Here is a 16,790-nt window from a genome sequence, read left to right on the forward strand (position 1 = left end):
GCATGCCACCCGGTCTTCAGCGTGTGCTGTTGACCGAGCGATGAGAGGGGTTTCCGCGCCCCGCCTTCCGGCTTTCACGGAAGGCAGAGCGGTGTGGCGTGAGTTCTGTTGGACCGCAAGCAAACTCAGGTTATCCTATATAAGATACTGTTTTTGCTGTGTTTTTGTGAGTCGCTTAGTGCAGGCTCTGCCCGCCAGGTGACTTGTCTAGAAGCTTGTGGATGCGTTCGATGATCGCCTGGAACGTGCGCACGCCCGCCAAGTCACCCTGCTCCAGTAGTTCGTCGCACCGCATGGCCGCGATAACCGGAGCGTCCTCTTGGTGTCGATTGACGTAGGCGTTCGCGCAAGCCCAGAGTTCCCAGTCGCTAATCACCCTAGCGAACGATCGCCCGCCGATACCCGGCCGCTTGCGCCTCTGCTTCGCTGCAGAACATCGCCTCTGCCCGGGTCTGGTTGTAGTACGGCATTCCGGGGAGGTGGTAGATCCAGTCCCCGCGCCTGCTGTGGTTGCCCTTGATCGTGCAGCCCTGCGATTGGCTGGTTGAGGCCCGGGGTTGCTGTAGCAGCCGCGCGGGAGCCTGCGCAGCGGCCGCTCGCTCTTCACTCTGTCGGCGGAAATCCGCCGGCAACTCGAAGGTGGAATCCCAAATACCCACGCGCGCAGTTTTGGCACGCACCTCGTCGGCCACGTAGTCCGGCGCGTACGCTCGGAAGGCCGTCGCCCAGCCCTGAGCGACCATCGTCCGGTTGAGTTCAATGCCTCCTGCCAAGCAAACAGACACTGCACGTCCGTAGATGTCTCTCCCCCGCGCCCTGCAGCTGACCGTCTGACCCTCCACTAGCGAACGCAGCTTTCCCGCCGCCGCCTCACCGCATGGCCACGCCTGGCCGTCCCGCGAGCACTTCTGCTTCCCCTCCGGCGCGTCGATGCCGAACAGGCGGACCTCGACCCCGATGACCGTGAGGCTGTCGCCGTCGATCGCGTCGGCCGTGCCGGTGAACGACGACTGCGCGCTGAGCGGAAGTGCGCAGAGAGCAGCCCCGCCGATCACTAGGAGAGCGGCAGATCGGATGTGTTTTGCGGTAGGCACGTTGGTCTCCCTCAGGCGGCCATTATGCACATCAGTCAGCGGATTGCACTCTCGGGCTGGCGCGTCCGCTGCCCTCGCAGCAACGGATGTGCGCTTTCAGAAGCCGGCGCTATATTAGGGCCGATGCTGACCCTGCCTGACCAGCCCAGAGCCATGCGGGACCCCGCCGTGCGGGAGGCGAGGCTTGCAGCACTTAATGAACCGCACATCGCGCCCCTTACTGACCTGGTGCATGCCTTCCGCGCGAGGGACGACAGTGAGTACCCGTTCTTTGACCCGGCAGACGGCGGCGTGGGCGCCTCGATCCTGTTCCTGCTGGAGAAGCCGGGGCCCATGACGGTGCCTAAGGGAAAGGGTCTGTGGCAGGGTTCAGGGTTCATCAGCCGGGACAACGATGAACCCACCGCGGAGGCGTCTTTCCGGTTCTACCGGGAGGCCGGCGTGGACCGGCGGCAGTCCGTGGTCTGGAACGTGATCCCCGGCTGGAACGGCACCATCAGGGTCACCCCGGCGGAGCTGCGGGCGGGCGTCGAGGACCTTGCATCAGTCCTAGGCCTGCTGCCGCAGCTGCAGACGATCGTGCTGGTGGGTAGGAGGGCGGCGCCGGGCGAGCCCCCGATCCGCGGCCTCGGAGACTACGCGGTGTTCCACTCGGCCCATCCTTCGGGGCAGGTCCGAGCCGGCAATCCTCGCCTGTGGGCCGAGATACCGCTCATCTGGAAGGCTGCCTGGGAGGCAACGCTCACTAGCATTAAACACGCAAAGATTCTGACCTGTCCACGCGCAGATCAACCCGCCTAGGATAATGAACGCTCCCAGTATGGGCCAAAAAGATCCAAAACGCTAAGGCGCTCTTATTGCCCAACCGTCTGTTAATGGATATGCCGTTCTTTCGATCGCAATCGAGCAAGAGGTTTCACATGGCAGACCGAAAGACAGTTTTCGTGGCTTTTGCGATCGAGGACCAGAGCATTCGCGATATGATCAAGGGCCAATCTCTCAACACGAGCACGCCTTTCGAATACATCGATATGTCGGTAACGGAAGCTTACAGCGAGGAATGGAAGAAGAAGGTTCGCACCCGGATCCTTCGTTCGCACGGTGTTCTCGCGATCATTAGCAAAAACTCGCTAACTTCAACCGGACAAAAGTGGGAGATTGCGTGCGCTAAGGAGGAAGGCATCCCTGTGCGCGGAATATGGGCGTACAAAGAAGACCGCACAGACGTAGCCGGCGTCAACACTATGGTGTGGACTTGGGAAAACCTGGCTAACTGGATCGATGGGCTTTGAGATGCGCAAGGCTCTCGTTGTCGGAATCGACCACTACACAAAAGTGTCGCCCCTCTACGGTTGCGTGAACGACTCTTTCGCAGTCAAGGCAATGCTGGACCGTCACGCAGATGGGTCAGTTAATTTTGCGGTTAAGCACCTCACGAGCACCGGGCCGCAGGACGGAGTTGCTCGGACCCCTTTCCGCAGCGCAATTGAAGAGCTCTTCGCTGGCGACGGCGAGGTCTCGCTTCTTTATTTTGCGGGACATGGTCACATCGAAGCTACAGGAGGATACCTCTGCTCTTCTGACGTTGAATCGGGTAACGACGGAGTAGCGCTCGCTGAAATAATGATAATGGCTAATCAGTCTGGCGTGCATAACCGGGTAATAATTCTGGACAGCTGTCACAGCGGGGTGGCGGGTGGCTCCGCTCTTCAACAGAATGTAGCTGAGATCAATGATGGAGTGACAATCCTTACGGCGTCTACAGCAGAGCAGTACGCGACTGAGGAAAATGGGCAGGGTGTTTTCACTACTCTACTTGTCGATGCGCTCGGTGGGGCGGCAGCCAATCTTGTAGGCGAAGTAACGCCAGGAGGCGTTTACGCTCACGTGGATCAGTCACTTGGGCCTTGGGCTCAACGACCGGTATTCAAAACCAACGTTAAGCGATTCGTTTCGTTAAGAAAGGTCCAGCCCCCCTTAGAACTCACCGAGTTGCGGAGAATATCGGAGTTCTTCCCCGCCCCTGGATTTGCCTTAGAACTAGACCCGAGTTACGAACCGGAGCGGCATGACACTTGGGAAAAGGACCCGCAAGGTATCCCGCCGCCCAACCCTGATCGGAACGCAGAGTTTGCGATCTTGCAGAAATACAATCGGGTAGGTCTGCTCGTGCCTGAAGATGCCCCTCATATGTGGCATGCGGCTATGCATTCGAAGAGTGTACGCCTCACCGCCCTCGGTGAGCACTATCGCCGGTTAGCTGCTAAGGACCTTATTTAGTGTCTTTAAAAGATCGAACGCAGCTTGAGGCTGCCCTGCATAGCGCTCTCGAGGAACTGTCAGCGGTCGAACATGAGCGTTGGAGCCACTGGCAGCGATATCTCCACAGCAAAGGCGTCAAAACAGCGGACGGGGACCTTATCCTCCCGGCCAATCTCGTGGCGCGCTGGGAGCGCCAGTTCGCAACCCCCTACGCCGATTTGACTGATGAAGAGAAAGAGAGCGACCGTGAGCAGGTGAGAAAGTTCCTTCAAAGCGTTGTGGAGGCGCTCGCGAGCTAGCCTCTTCAGCGCAATGTTGGTCACGGTAGAGCGAAGCAAGGGGCAAAGGCTGTCTTGCCCACCGTCCGCAAGGAAGCATCGTCGAAATGTTGCTACACCGAGCTCTCTTTTGGGTTTTTCTTGTCGCCGCCCCCGCTATCAGTGCGGTTAGCGAGAGAGAGTGGACAGCAGTTACGATCGACGAAGACCTTAATCGACATCTTATCGATATGTCTTCGGTAAGGTCAGTGTCCGGAGGCACGAAGTCAGCATGGCTTCGATACGAGTACAAAAGTCCGCCATCTCATCTGCCTAAGCTCAAGGCAGTTGAAGCGTATGAGAATTTTGACTGTGAAGGGGGGCGTCGCCAACTCGTTCTAGTCTATGCGTTCCTGAGAGAGGGTGATCGGGTCGTCGAAGACAAAGTGCGGCCTTGGCGTGATGTTACGCCAGGATCTTCGTCAGCAATGGAGTTCGAGCTTGTATGCTCCGTGGGCTCGACGCCGCCCCAATGACAGTTCAACAAGGCTTCAAGCAAAAATAGACGGCTACCCAATCTTTCACGTGCGAGGTTCGCCGAGTTGCCCGACAGCCAACCTTAAGCCCCCTAAACCTCAGGACGAGTTCGGTTGCCTAGCTTGAGTGGACAGAGACGGGTCAACCTCCGACTCCGGCCCAGAATGCCCCAAACAGGACCCAAGCAGCGTTCCCAGCCGAACGGCCGTTTCACTTAACCCACTGGATTTCCCTGTTGAAAGACTGGTGCCGCTTACAGGACTCGAACCTGTGACCCCATCATTACGAAAGCGAGGATCGACCGGCGGCAATCCGAATGCTTTCATACACTTAGGGTCGGCTGAGCCGACTGTTCTGTACCCGACCCAGGCCTGTCCCATACTGCGCGATAACCACCCTACGCAAACTTCCTATCGAAAGAACTTTGGTAGGAAGAATTTCCGGAATTCGACCCGCTCTGAACCCGTCAGGACAGCTGTGCGGGTCCGCTTCCAGGAGAGATTGCTAGGGGCCTGAATGACCGAGATTGGGTGGAAAGCGGGCGTTGAGGAATACACCGCCAAGCACCGATCAATCGTAAAGGTGGCACCACTGGCCTCGACAGGGCACCGGGCGCATTAGAAGTGAGGCATGTTGGGGCAGGTCCGCACACTACCACTGACGGGACGATGCCGACCCGTACGAGACAGCATCCTTTTAGTGCTTTGGTAGATCTTGTGTGCTTAGACCCGCATGTCGCCGGATGCCTGATAGGGCGTTGCAGGCATCAAAGTGGGATTGATCGACATGCGGTTTATCATGAGTCTGTTGCTTCCTTGCGCGGCCGCCCCCCTCCATGCCCAATCACCAGCGCCGCCAGCCACCATCGACGGCCAGGTGGACATCGGGCGGCGGGGTGCATTGGGGCAAATTGCGGTGGGCCTCGGTGGTCAAAGCGCCGCTCAAGCTCCATCAGGTTTAACCCCGTCTGAAACAGCAATGGTAGATTTGGCGACCTGGGGCTTCCTCGCCCAACTGGACGGCAAAGGAGAAATCTTCCCGAACGGCTGGCGATATGCTCGAATGGCTGCCGACGGTCGTTTTCTCGCGATCGCTACAAGTTCTACGCGTGGATCAGATCTTCATGTGATCACTGCTGGTCCAAACGGCTTAGCGATGGTTCGCAAGGATCTCGCTAACGGAAAACTCAGGTACCACCGGGGTGTCTGGCAAGGCTCTGCGATCATGTGGACAGAGATAGACACTGGTCTGCCTCCAAAGGTCCTATGGACGGGCGGCGCTGACGGCTCTCTGGAGTTGGCCCTATTCGATGGCGCTGACGGGCGTCAGTTTGGCGGCGCCAGTTGGGCTTTTAAGCCACTCGTTCTCGATTATAACGCCCTCGCACCATTCCTCCGCGAGGCAGAAATTCTATACATTGGATCTGCACAGTCGGTTTCAAAGGCCGAAGGGCAACTGGCTGAAGCCAACGCATACTCCGCCAAGCGCCAAGCCGAAGATGATCGAATCATCGCACGGAACGCCGCGATGGGCGGTGTCGTGCAGGCAATCAGGAGCGTCGGCGCGGTGGTAGGCGAAGTCACTTACGCAGCAGCGGAGAAGGAGGGCCAGCGACTTCGGGCAACACTTGCCCGACAGGCTGCCGGGCAGCTAGGACCTACTTCGCATCACAACGCCTCAGGAAGTGAGCTCAGCTCCTCCAGTAGCACTTCGCCTAATCATGACGCAAAGTCGGTCTCGAACGAGCCGGCAATCCAGTTGTCCGCTGACGATTCTTTGAACTCGGAAGCAGCGAAAGAGGTTGGAACTTATAGCCTGTTTCGATGGTGTAAATCGTCGGATGAGCAAAAGAATGTGCACTACTATTCTGCAGTATTTCCAGCCGACATTCGATATCGAGATCAGACAGAGGTAAAATTTCGGTCTTACATGAAGTCTTTCTTCAAGCAGCAGCATGTTGATAACGCTAGATGTGGTGATGGCGGAACTCTCGAAGAGGCCCAGAAACACAAGTCGCAAGAAGAGGCTCGCTCAATAAAAATGGGCCGTCAAGTTTATCAGACTTACTGGAAAGAGTAGGCTGTGGCGGGGTTTCGTGAGATCCAACATTGCACTAACCTACGGGGGGCATCGTTTCAAATGACATGCGCGCGAATGTCGTTGCAATACGTCTGGTTTCTAGTTGGAGGCAGAATGTCCGCAAAGGGGTCGACAGCGGATTGTCTGGTCTTAGGCGACTGTACGCGAATCCGGCCAGCACCCCAGCTTTCCAGGATGCGCGCGCAGCTGCAGGGTTTCGACCGCGGCGAAAAAAATTTGGTCGAGAGAATCGCCCCCACATAGCTCGGCGGCCATATGGGGGCGATACAGGTTACTGCTTCGATTGCTCCTCATCCGGCGCGTAGTAGGTGCCATCGCCTAGCCGACCCCAGTACGGCCAGTCAGGCTCATGTTGCACTCCGGCCTTCAATCGGATTCCCGCGTGCTTCCTGTCGAAGCCAAGTCTGACAAGCACGCCGACGATATCTGTGCCCGTCGTGAGTCCACCGGCGATGCCGGCATTAATCAGCAAGTCGACCTGACTATGTTTATCGGCACCAGATTTCCGCAGATGCGCTTGCAGTGAGAGCAAGCGGCCGAAAAGACTGTTGAACTCGGCGCCGCTCAGGGTGGTAGTTGACTTCATTTCCGCCTCTCAAAGCTGGAGGTTGTGGGCGCCGGCTTCCACGGCGGCGGCGAGTGACTTGTCGGAGACGAAGGCATACCGAGCAGTAGACTCCGGGCGAAGATGCCCAGCCACCTTGCCGGCCACATGCAGGCTGACCCCGTTGTTGATCATCGCACCAATCCCCGCATGACGGAGATCGTGGAAATGGAGATCCGGCAGGCCCGCGGCCCGGCATGCGGTCTTCCAGGCGCGCTTGATGTTATCGTAAGGCTTGCCGGTCGCGGGATTTGCAAGGAGCCATGGCTCGCCACTTCGAGGCAGCTTGTGGATCACCGCCATCGCCGCACTGCTCAAAGGAACGCGCCGAGGGTGCCCGTTCTTCGTGAGCGGTATGAGCCATTCGGACCGAACGAAGTCGATGTGCTTCCATTCGGCCTTCAGAAGCTCGCTCTTCCTGGCCGCGGTTGCGAGAGCTAGCTGCACGATCGGCTTGAGCAGGCCATTTGCAGACTGCTCGCAAGCCTCCAGCAAGCGCTCCACCTCAGTCGGTGACAGGAGACAGGTCCGCTTATTGTCGTACTTCGGCCTCACAACGGAGGAGACTGGATTGCGATCGGCTCCGGGCAGATTCCATGCCTGCGCCAATCGATAGCTGCGATGCATCACTAGGCGCAGACGATCGACGGATGCGGGGGCCAACCGCTGACGCAGCTCGGCAAGGTAGTTCTCGATTGCGGGTGTCGTGACTTGGTCGATGCGAAGCTTGCCGAACCGAGGAACGAGATAGCGCCGATGCGCCAGCTCGACGCAGCCATGAGAGCGCAGATGCCCCTTCGCATGCTCTACATGCATACGTGCAAGTTCGCTGAACGTGATGACAGCCTTGCGGTTCGCTTTCTCCTGTGCGGGATCGTGGCCGAGCACGATCTTCGAGCGCAATTCCTTTGCGGTCCGCTTGGCAAGGTCGAAGGGTATATCCGCATACCCGCCGATCTTAATCTGAGCCGCCTTGCCGTCGGGCGTCGTGTAATACACCCAAAATGTTTTGCCATTTGGCCGCACCTCCAGGCCGAACCCGGTCTGTTCAGTGCAGCGGTAAACTTCCTTTCGTTTGTGCGGAGCACAAGTCACCTCTCGGCAGAAAGCCGAAGTCAGTTTCAATTTAGCCATGATGGTGTTTCCTAATTTATGTGAGTTGGGGCGCGCTGCCTCACGCCCCGCGAGAGAGCGAAAGACAGCCGCCAATGGGGGAGCCACACGGCGGGCCGCCTCGGCGCTCTCGGCTTGCGAGAAACGGCGAGGACGACCCGCAGCGGTGCTCAGCCCGCCGTGGGTGAGCTGACGGTCTGAGCTGGCCCGCGCAGCTCGATCGGCGGGGAACTAGAAACCTGGGATGCTAGATCGCTGGCGTCCGACTCAGGCTGTTCATCCGTGGCGCCTGTCTCCGGATGGAGGAAAAACACATGCGCACCACGCGCCTTCCGCTCGAAATCCCACAATGCCCCTTCCGAACTCGGGCCGGTTCGGGCTTCCAACAGGGCGAGGACGACCGCTCGGCTCGCCTTTGTAGCCATGGTGACGAGAGAGACGATCTCCATCTTCTTCGTCCTTCCCGCACTGATGGCGGCGCGGATCGCTTCGATTATCGCCTGCTCGCTCGTCTGCCGGATGTCGTCGGCGTTTTCGCCATACTCCGGATCGACCTGCTTCACGGTAGCAAGCCGCTGAGCGTACGATAATCCATCGACGGTGCTGTAAGCGTAAAACGCCTCGAGCGCCGTCCCTCCACGGTTCTTGATGCATTCAAAGCGCACCACGCGTTCATTCGGCTGCTGGCCGGTAGCGGCGACATCGAGAAGGTATGCACTATCGAAATCCTCCACGATGTCCGACGTACCAGCGTGCACCAATTTCTGGTTGGCCCCACGATTCTTGTTCGTATGCGCCAGCGCGATCAGCGAGCCGCCCGCCATTGCGAATTCGCGAGCCTGAAGCCCGAATTCCCGGGCCTCCTTCTTGTTCATCAGGTCCAGGACCTTCTTCAGCGTATCGAGGATGATGAGCGTGCCATGGGCGGTCCCAGTCTGGACCATCTCCCGCATCGCCGGAATGAGGCTGCTGGGCTTGAAGCCTCTCTGCCCGGTGGCGAGACCATGGATGCCGAAGTCGTCGAGGACCTTCATCTTCTCAGCCACCCCCATTAGGCTGTCGTCGACATTGGCGTAGAACACGGAACCTGCCGCGATGCGCTTATGCATCACGGCCTCGATCGCCAGATGCAGGACGATCAAGGTCTTCCCCGTATTTGGCGGCGCGTACCAAACCCCGATTTCGCCACACAGCGAAACGGTGCCCAGAAGGGGGAGCAGCTTGACGGCCGCTCGAATGTATCGCCGTTGTTCGACATGCTGGGCATGACAGCGGTCAGGGGACTGCCGAACTTCGCTGCGATTTGCGAGCGTCGGCAGATGTCCACGGGCGAGCGCCTCGCCCCAGCTACTTGGCGCTCCTCGTCTATTGAGGTCGACAACCGAAGAGGACGAGGAGTTCTGACCATTGCCGATTTGGAGTACAATCTGACGTGGTTGTACGTCCCCAATCAAAATCGAGCCGAGCTCGATCCCACCACCCTCCTGGATGTCCTACGTCTTACGACTAATCGGCACGGCGTGAGGCTGCCGAGCTTTGAGCAGTTCGTTGCCCTAGCCGAAGGCCTCAACAGGGCCGGAAGCGATCTGCTGAGTCCCTCATCTACTTTCTTGCTTGGCGATAAGCCGGGGCGCCACGAACACCTGATCGTGCAAATTGATGCTGGGAGGCAAGAGCTCGCAGAGCTGAAGTTAATAGAGAAGCGCAGAAGGATTTCGGACACACCAATTCTGCTGAACTGCTATGTCGCGAATTCCGCGCGCCTTCAGGGCATAGACAATCGGGTGCTGGTGGATCAGTTATATATAATCGAAGACGAGGCAGCGTTAATCTGAGTCGCGCCCGCACAGGACTCAGAGCGACTGGTTTCGCCCACTGGCGCTGCCCATCACCGACGTGATACCGAGAGGAGACAGGCGGCTTCGGCGGCGCTGGACCCAAAAGCGGACCGTCTGCAAACGACCGGGGCTGTTGAAAAATGCGCCGCTGGTGGCTGGGTCCGGTTGGGGGTGGAATGACACCCCAACACGTAGCGATCCCGTCTCGTTTGGGATCGAATAGCGGGAAACAGATATCTTTCCCAAAACCCGTCAACGCCTCAAAATTGAGAAAACCTATCGCGAGGCGATCACGTTCAGCAAAGCGTCGGCAGCTTTCGTGCGGTAGCGCTCCTTGTGTCGTAATCCGAAGAAGGGGCGAGGCTCGAACGCGATCGGGGCGACGTGCAGCGTGCCTGCCGCGATGGCTGGTTCGACCACCAGCGCCGACAGAACGGCGACGCCAGCCCCCGCCTCGACAGCCGTGCGGACGCTCTCGTTGGAGGGCATCGTCAGTGCCACGTCGAGCATAGCTGGCTCGACGCCCAGGCGACGCAGGTGACTGTCGAAGGTCGAGCGCGTGCCGGACCCTAGTTCGCGAAGCACCCAGCGCGCCTGACGCAACCAGGCAGCATCGATCGGCGCATCCCCGAACGGCTTGGCACCCACCAGCAGCAAGCGATCTTCCCCGATCGGCCAGTGCGCCAGTGCCGGATCGTCGATCTGCCCTTCGATAATGCCCAGATCCGCCGCGCCGTCATGGACGCGGGCAGCCGCCTGTTCACTGTTGCCGATCGCCAGATCGATCTCGATCGCGGGATGGCGCGCGTGGAAGGTCGCGAGGAAAGGGGGCAGCCAATAGGCGGCGATCGTCTGGCTGGCGACGACCCGGAGCGTGCCACGCGCCAGACCGCCGAGGTCGCGCAGCACCGTCTCGGCTGCTTCCGCCCGCGCCAGAACCCCACGCGCTTCTGCCAGGAACAGTCGCCCGGCCTCGGTTAGCACGATCCCACGCCCGACCCGGTGGAACAGCTTGATTCCGTGCCGCTCTTCCAGCGCGGCAATGGCCGCAGAAGCCGCCGACTGGGTGACGTTCAGCGCGCGGGCAGCCGCGGTCACATGCTCGCGTTCGGCCACGGCGATGAAGATGCGAAGCTGATCCAGCGTCATATTGGTCTTGTATCTCAATCGATCAGGTATGACGATCGGAATGACAATATAGATGCGTTGGAACGATCGGTGGCCGCGGCATAGATGATGCGGCGGAAGGAACATCGCCGTGACCACCGTTGCCCAACCCAACACTGCTGCAGCAATCGGCCGGTCTGACCGATTGCTCGCCCTCCTGCCGGGGATCGGCCTGTGCCTGGCGGTGACTGGCGCCGCCTATGCGCTGGAAGCCGGCGAGCGCGCCTTGGCAGGAAAGGCATGGCTGGAGACGCTGGTGCTCGCCATTTTGATCGGCACCGCGATCCGCAGCCTTTGGACGCCCGCCGACAGATGGCACGACGGCATCGCGTTCAGCGCCAAATATCTGTTGGAAGTCGCGGTCGTCCTGCTCGGAGCTTCCGTCAGTGCCGCCACCATCCTGGCTGCCGGCGTGCCGCTTCTCGTCGGGATCGCCGGCGTGGTGGCCAGTGCGATCCTGCTGAGCTTCGGCATCGGTCGTTTGCTGGGCCTGCCAACGCGCATGGCGCTGCTGGTCGCGTGCGGCAACTCGATCTGCGGCAATTCGGCCATCGCCGCCGTCGCGCCAGTGATCGGGGCCGATAGCGATGACGTCGCCGCCTCCATCGCCTTCACCGCCGTGCTGGGTGTCATCGTCGTGCTGGGCCTGCCGCTGCTCGGGATCGCGCTCGGCATGAGTGGTATCGCCTTCGGGGCGCTGGCCGGACTGACCGTGTACGCGGTGCCGCAGGTGATCGCGGCCGCCTCGCCGCTGGGGGCTGCGGCCGTGCAGATGGGGACGCTGGTCAAGCTCGTCCGTGTGCTGATGCTGGGGCCGGTCTGCCTCGTCCTGTCGCTGATCGCGCCGCGCCTTGCCCCGCAGGAACCGCAATCGGGAGAGTTTGTGGCTGGCTCCGAACGGCCGCGGACGTTCAACCTAACCCATCTGGTCCCGTGGTTCATCGTCGGCTTTCTCGTGATGGTCGCCTGCCGGTCGTTCGGGCTGGTGCCGACCGCTGCGATCATCCCGATCGGTCGCATCGCCACCTTGCTGACCGTTGTGTCGATGGCGGCGTTGGGGCTGGGCGTGGACGTTCGCACCGTCGCAAAGGCAGGCGGCAAGGTGACGACTGCCGTGGTGCTGTCGCTGCTCGGTCTGGGCGCGATCAGCATGACCCTGCTGGCGCTGTTGCACATCGCCTGACGGCCGATCGTGGCCGAAGCGGAACAAATACCATGGGTTTATGTTGAGCCGGATGCGCGGATCCGCCGTGTCCGACCGAATGGAGTTGCCGATATCGTGAGAATCCCGCTCAAGACAGCGCTCGCAGCTGCCGCTCTGGTCAGCGGCACGGCGCTGGCCCAGACCAGCGACTTCGCCACCGTGATGGCCGGTGCGATGCAGCGCATGCATCGGGCGATGGCGGTCCCGTCGACCGGCGACCCCGACCGCGACTTCGCCGCGATGATGATCCCGCACCATCAGGGCGCCATTGACATGGCCGAGGCGGAACTCCGCTTCGGCAAGGACGAACGACTACGCCGTCTGGCACAGGGCATCATCGTCGAGCAGCGGCAGGAGATCGCCGTGATGCAGGCCATCCTGAACGAAAAAGGCGGCGTTCCCGCCGCCCCCCAGTCCCACCACTCGGAAGGAACCCATCGGTGAAGCAGCTGATCCTCGCAGCCCTTGCCGGCACTGTGCTGGCCCCCGTCGCGGTCACCGCGCAGCAGGTGCCTAACGCCCAGCCCGACATGCCCGTGTCGCCCCGCGACCGATTCTACACCTCGGACCAGTTTTCCAACACCGTGTCGGTCATCGATCCATCAGCCAACCGGCTGCTCGGCGTCATCAAGCTGGGCGATCCGACGCCGATGAACCTCAGCCCGCTGTATCGCGGGCAGTTGCTGGTCCACGGCATGGGCTTCTCGCCCGACCGGCGGACGCTCGCCGTCGTGTCGATCGGATCGAACGCAGTCAGCTTCATCGATACCGCCACCAACAGTGTCCGCCACACGACCTATGTCGGCCGCAGCCCGCACGAGGCCTTCTTCCGCCCCGACGGGCGGGAGGTCTGGATCAGCGTGCGCGGCGAGGATTATATCGCCGTCCTCGATGGCACGACCTACAAGGAGACGGGCCGCATTCCCGTCCCGAACGGTCCCGGCATGACGATCTTCTCGCCGGACGGGAAGTATGGCTATGTCTGCTCCAGCTTCTCGCCCGAAACCGTGGTGATCGACACCACGTCGAAGCAGATCGTCGGCCGGGTGAAGCAGGAAAGCCCGTTCTGCCCCGACATCGCCGCAACGCCCGATGGCAAGCAGGTGTGGCTGACGCTGAAGGACATCGGCAAGGTCATGGTCTTCGACGCGAGGCCCCCGTTCGCGGTGCTGAAGAGCTTCGCGACGGGCGCGATCACCAACCACGTCAATATAGCGAAGACGCCGCGTGGGCAGTTCGCCTATGTGACGGTCGGCACCGAGAATGTCGTGAAGGTGTTCCGCACCGACGATTTCACCCAGGTCGCGACGATCCCCGTCGGAGCGCTGCCGCATGGACTGTGGCCCTCGGGCGACGGCAGCCGCATCTATGTCGGCCTGGAGAATGCCGATGCGGTGGCCGCGATCGACACCGCGACGAACAGGGTCATCGCGACCATCCCGATCGGGCAAGGCCCGCAAGGGGTCGCGTATGTCCCCGGCGCGGTGCCGTCAGGCGACGGCCTAGCCGGTCTTCAACCGCTGGCCAAGGCAGGCGAGAAGGTTCAGCTGATCCTTTCTGGCACCGGACGAAGCCAGGTGACGTTGTTCGATCAGGGGCAGGTACAGATCCTGCAGGCCGCCGTCGCAGGCCTGCCGCCGAAGATGCCGTTCGTGTTGGGGCTGTCTTCCAATCCCGATGGCAACGGCCCGGTCGAACCGCTGGCCAAGTTCATGACCAACCCCGCCGGCGGTGCGATCGTCAACGCGGTCGGACCGCTGCGGCAGATCGTCACGCAGGCTGCCCCGACAGGGTCGCGCCGCTATCTGGTGATCGCTTCGGGTCAGCCGGACGCTGTAGGCAATGTCGTGCAACGGCAGGTCAAACAGTAACAGATCTCCTTTCTGGAACGAGCATCAGAGACGCCCCCCGGTGCTCGTTCCAACTGCCGTTCCCGAAAACGAACCTTCAACGGGACGACCGTCACCGACGCAAAAATCCGCTGTATCCCCGCCGGGGCTTTCCCAAAATATGTTCCCGAAATATGAGTCCCGAAATTCGCTGTCTGAGATGGGATAACGGGACTCATGCTGGTTGGTTATGCGCGCGTCTCGACCTCCGACCAGGACCTGACGCTACAAACCGATGCGCTGACCAAGGCTGGCTGTGAAAAGCTGTTCACCGACAAGGTGAGCGGCGCGAAGCTGAACCGTCCCGGTCTGACCGAAGCTCTCAATTTCGTGCGGGCCGGTGACACGCTGGTGATATGGAAGCTCGATCGCCTTGGCCGTTCGATCGGGGGCCTGATCGAACTGGCGGCGGACTTGTCCGCTCGCAAGATTGATTTCCGATCGCTGACGGACGGGTTCGACACGGCTACCCCATCCGGGCGGCTGCTGTTCCATATCCTCGCTTCCGTCGCGGAGATGGAGCGCGAACTTATAAAGGAACGGACGATTGCCGATTTGGCAGCGGCACGGGCCAAGGGCGGCACGGGCGGGGGCCGCAAATCCGTCATGACGCCCGACATGCTCGATACCGCCCGTAAGCTTCTCAAGGCCGGCGACAAACCAGCGAAGGTCGCAAAGTTGCTACAGGTCGGCCGTTCCACCTTTTATCGCCACTTCCCTGCGGCCGAGCGCGAACCTGGCTAACCGGCGTCAGAAGATTGTCGCGTAGTAGGATTGCTCAAACCGGCCCCGGCTGATCCGGGCCATGTGATCGATCCGTTCCGGCACCGGGGGCGAGCGGCGGGTCCGGGCCGGTCGTGCGTCGGGGCGGGCCAGCAGTACGAGATTGGCAATGGCCGCGCCCAACAGAAACTCTTCCTCGGCACCGCGCAGGCCGCGAAGGTGCAGGCGGGTCAGCCCCCGCTTCCCCTTGGCATCGGCAAACACACGCTCGACGCCCCGGCGCAGCCGCATCGACCGCTTGAATAGCGGCGTTTGCATCTCGCCGCGCACCAGTTCGCGCACGTCCTCATGCTCGCTGTGCGTGACAGACCTCATGCTGCCTGAGGTACATCTCCGTTTGAGGTGACAGGCGCGGCAGTCGGAGAGACTGGCGCTGTATCGGAGAAAGCCCGCCCGACGATCGGCACCACGAAAGGGCAGTATCTTGCCAGCAGGACAGACATAGCGGTCCTGCTCCCGCTCATAGCGGAAGGCTTCGCGGGGGAATTTGCCCTTGGTCTGCTCGGATCGTTCCAGCACCGGGATATGCGGGATGGTGCCGCGATCGGAGACGAACGCCAGGAACGCGGCGCTGCCATAGGCGGTGTCAGCCGCGACACGCTTTGGTCGGTAGCCGAACCGATCGTCGGCCCGTGCCAGCATGGTCCGCCCCGCATCGACTTCCGCCGCGAAGCGGGCGGGACTGGCCTCCACGTCAATCGCCACCCCTCCCGGCGTGTCAATCAGTACATTGAAGGCATAGCCGAACCGGCCCCGCGCCGTGCGCGCCGACCACGCCGACGCGGGATCGGTGCGTGACACCTCGGCCGGCTTGCCACGCGGTACGCCATGTTCCTGCGGTGGAGCATTGGCCTGATCCGCCAGCCATTCACAAACCGGGCGGGGAAGCCTGAGCGCGGCCATGTCGGCGTCCCGCATCTTGCGCTGCCAGCTTGCATCGGCCGCGACGAATGATGCGTCGATTGCGGCATCCTTGTGGGCGATCAGCCCCGCGTCGGCGCAGCGCCGAACAGTTTGCTCGAACAGTATGCGGAAGATGCCAGCATCGCGAAAGCGGCCATGCCGGTTCTTGCTGAACGTCGAGTGGTGCGGCACCCGCGCGTCGAGCGGCAATCGGCAGAACCAGCGATAAGCGAGGTTGAAGCGGACTTCCTCGCACAGACGGCGTTCAGACGTGACGCCATAGAGGCGAGCGATCAGCGCCATGCGGATCAGCAGTTCGGGCGCGATCGAGGGACGCCCACGGCGACTATAGTGCGGGGCGAGCGCATCGCGCAGCTCACCAAGGTCGACCAGCCCGTCTATCCTGCGTAGGATGTGATCGGCGGGGATCATCGCTCCCAGCGCCCGCCAACTTGCGCCCTTGCCGCCTCGCTGTTGCTCACCCATCATGGCCGCTGCTCCCGATGTGTCGAAGCAGGGAACCCGTTAGGTACGCGATCGGATCACCCCGCCTTTTTCAACAGCCCCGACCCCATTGCAGACATTGCCCGCCATCGGTGAAGCTGCGGAGCCGCGTCACTCACATTCGTCAAAGTGCTCGCGTTCTCTGCGCAACTCGATGATCGCCCCGGTCGCGAACAAGACCACACTTCCGAGAAGCAACCATCCTCCAAAGAAACTCGGTTCGATGGAAATGATGCCGACAGCCATCGCGAGGGGAATAGCCGCTGCGACTGACGCGGTTATGAGCCATTCGCGGCAGAGCCACCATGCAGCCAATCCCCAAAGGACTGCCGTAATCAACCAGTCGAATGCGACCGCCACCCAGACGAGATTTAGTCCAGCACGTTGCTGGGGGCCCAGACCCTGCAACCAACCGTCAATCATGGGGAGACCTGACGCGTGGATTGCGGAGGTCATCAATAGCACCACTGTTCCAGTGACGATGAAGGCCCGACCTCTCACCGTAGCCTGCCGATCACGTGCTTCCCGATCACCG

At 61.1% G+C, this 16,790-nt stretch carries 19 protein-coding genes; 10 read left to right on the forward strand and 9 right to left on the reverse strand.

Annotated elements, in window-relative coordinates; all coding sequences use genetic code 11:
• Positions 1 to 175 precede the first annotated feature (175 nt).
• Positions 176 to 376 (reverse strand): DUF6961 family protein, encoded by a 201-nt coding sequence (locus GRI40_RS06225; protein WP_160610536.1) that lies wholly within the window; start codon positions 374 to 376, stop codon positions 176 to 178.
• A 1-nt stretch (position 377) separates the two neighbouring features.
• A complete protein-coding gene (locus GRI40_RS06230; protein ID WP_337190507.1) occupies positions 378 to 1,094 on the reverse strand; it encodes a thermonuclease family protein in 717 nt (238 codons plus the stop codon).
• 123 nt (positions 1,095 to 1,217) lie between these two features.
• Here GRI40_RS06230 and GRI40_RS06235 point away from each other — a divergent pair, with 123 nt between their 5' ends.
• From GRI40_RS06235 to GRI40_RS06245, 3 genes are all read left to right on the forward strand, one after another.
• The gene (locus GRI40_RS06235; RefSeq protein WP_202390148.1) at positions 1,218 to 1,895 is read left to right on the forward strand and encodes a uracil-DNA glycosylase; all 678 of its coding nucleotides are present in this window, start codon (positions 1,218 to 1,220) and stop codon (positions 1,893 to 1,895) included.
• Positions 1,896 to 2,038: 143 nt separating this feature from the next.
• Positions 2,039 to 2,386: a hypothetical protein gene (locus GRI40_RS06240; RefSeq protein WP_337190508.1), complete on the forward strand. Its 348-nt coding sequence runs from the start codon at positions 2,039 to 2,041 to the stop codon at positions 2,384 to 2,386.
• Positions 2,376 to 3,374, forward strand: coding sequence for a caspase family protein (locus tag GRI40_RS06245; RefSeq protein WP_237489010.1), 999 nt, complete (start codon positions 2,376 to 2,378; stop codon positions 3,372 to 3,374). The genes GRI40_RS06240 and GRI40_RS06245 overlap by 11 nt, the downstream gene beginning before the upstream one ends.
• Positions 3,375 to 3,433: 59 nt before the next feature.
• Here the strand turns inward: GRI40_RS06245 and GRI40_RS06250 are convergent, their stop codons facing one another.
• On the reverse strand, positions 3,434 to 3,679 hold the full coding sequence (locus tag GRI40_RS06250; protein WP_160610539.1) for a hypothetical protein: 246 nt from the start codon (positions 3,677 to 3,679) through the stop codon (positions 3,434 to 3,436).
• Between the two features lie 62 nt (positions 3,680 to 3,741).
• On the opposite strand from GRI40_RS06250, the gene GRI40_RS14120 reads away from it, so the two are divergent.
• Positions 3,742 to 4,149: a surface-adhesin E family protein gene (locus GRI40_RS14120; protein WP_420006863.1), complete on the forward strand. Its 408-nt coding sequence runs from the start codon at positions 3,742 to 3,744 to the stop codon at positions 4,147 to 4,149.
• 778 nt (positions 4,150 to 4,927) lie between these two features.
• The gene (locus GRI40_RS06255; protein ID WP_160610540.1) at positions 4,928 to 6,229 is read left to right on the forward strand and encodes a hypothetical protein; all 1,302 of its coding nucleotides are present in this window, start codon (positions 4,928 to 4,930) and stop codon (positions 6,227 to 6,229) included.
• 292 nt (positions 6,230 to 6,521) lie between these two features.
• Here GRI40_RS06255 and GRI40_RS06260 read toward each other — a convergent pair whose 3' ends face one another.
• The 3 genes from GRI40_RS06260 to GRI40_RS06270 all read right to left on the reverse strand — a co-directional run bounded on the left by GRI40_RS06260 (position 6,522) and on the right by GRI40_RS06270 (position 9,109).
• On the reverse strand, positions 6,522 to 6,836 hold the full coding sequence (locus tag GRI40_RS06260; protein WP_160610541.1) for a hypothetical protein: 315 nt from the start codon (positions 6,834 to 6,836) through the stop codon (positions 6,522 to 6,524).
• A 9-nt stretch (positions 6,837 to 6,845) separates the two neighbouring features.
• Positions 6,846 to 7,988, reverse strand: coding sequence for a tyrosine-type recombinase/integrase (locus tag GRI40_RS06265; protein WP_160610542.1), 1,143 nt, complete (start codon positions 7,986 to 7,988; stop codon positions 6,846 to 6,848).
• Positions 7,989 to 8,137: 149 nt separating this feature from the next.
• Entirely contained in the window at positions 8,138 to 9,109 is a 972-nt protein-coding gene (locus GRI40_RS06270) for an AAA family ATPase (protein WP_337190509.1), read from the reverse strand.
• Here GRI40_RS06270 and GRI40_RS13840 point away from each other — a divergent pair.
• Positions 9,095 to 9,802 carry a hypothetical protein gene (locus tag GRI40_RS13840; RefSeq protein ID WP_237489152.1) on the forward strand — a complete coding sequence of 236 codons (708 nt, stop codon included), beginning with the start codon at positions 9,095 to 9,097 and terminating at the stop codon, positions 9,800 to 9,802. The two genes, GRI40_RS06270 and GRI40_RS13840, sit on opposite strands and share 15 nt — an antisense overlap.
• A gap of 279 nt (positions 9,803 to 10,081) precedes the next feature.
• Here the strand turns inward: GRI40_RS13840 and GRI40_RS06280 are convergent, their stop codons facing one another.
• Positions 10,082 to 10,954: a LysR family transcriptional regulator gene (locus GRI40_RS06280; RefSeq protein ID WP_160611459.1), complete on the reverse strand. Its 873-nt coding sequence runs from the start codon at positions 10,952 to 10,954 to the stop codon at positions 10,082 to 10,084.
• A gap of 163 nt (positions 10,955 to 11,117) precedes the next feature.
• Between GRI40_RS06280 and GRI40_RS06285 the strand changes: the two genes are divergently transcribed.
• The 4 genes from GRI40_RS06285 (at position 11,118) to GRI40_RS06300 (ending at position 14,809) form a co-directional block, all read left to right on the forward strand.
• Positions 11,118 to 12,155, forward strand: a complete 1,038-nt coding sequence (locus GRI40_RS06285; protein ID WP_202390269.1) for a YeiH family protein — start codon at positions 11,118 to 11,120, stop codon at positions 12,153 to 12,155.
• Positions 12,156 to 12,164: 9 nt separating this feature from the next.
• Positions 12,165 to 12,620 (forward strand): CopM family metallochaperone, encoded by a 456-nt coding sequence (copM, locus tag GRI40_RS06290; protein ID WP_337190510.1) that lies wholly within the window; start codon positions 12,165 to 12,167, stop codon positions 12,618 to 12,620.
• Positions 12,617 to 14,047, forward strand: a complete 1,431-nt coding sequence (locus tag GRI40_RS06295) for a YVTN family beta-propeller repeat protein (RefSeq protein ID WP_160610545.1) — start codon at positions 12,617 to 12,619, stop codon at positions 14,045 to 14,047. Before copM ends, GRI40_RS06295 begins: the two co-directional genes overlap by 4 nt.
• Before the next feature lie 195 nt (positions 14,048 to 14,242).
• Positions 14,243 to 14,809: a recombinase family protein gene (locus tag GRI40_RS06300; RefSeq protein ID WP_160610546.1), complete on the forward strand. Its 567-nt coding sequence runs from the start codon at positions 14,243 to 14,245 to the stop codon at positions 14,807 to 14,809.
• Between the two features lie 6 nt (positions 14,810 to 14,815).
• On the opposite strand, the gene GRI40_RS06305 is transcribed toward GRI40_RS06300, so the two are convergent.
• Entirely contained in the window at positions 14,816 to 16,240 is a 1,425-nt protein-coding gene (locus GRI40_RS06305; RefSeq protein ID WP_160610547.1) for a transposase, read from the reverse strand.
• A 126-nt stretch (positions 16,241 to 16,366) separates the two neighbouring features.
• Positions 16,367 to 16,678 carry a hypothetical protein gene (locus tag GRI40_RS06310; protein WP_160610548.1) on the reverse strand — a complete coding sequence of 104 codons (312 nt, stop codon included), beginning with the start codon at positions 16,676 to 16,678 and terminating at the stop codon, positions 16,367 to 16,369.
• Between the last annotated feature and the right edge of the window lie 112 nt (positions 16,679 to 16,790).

The organism is Tsuneonella aeria (genome assembly GCF_009827495.1).
Taxonomy (GTDB): Bacteria; Pseudomonadota; Alphaproteobacteria; order Sphingomonadales; family Sphingomonadaceae; genus Tsuneonella; species Tsuneonella aeria.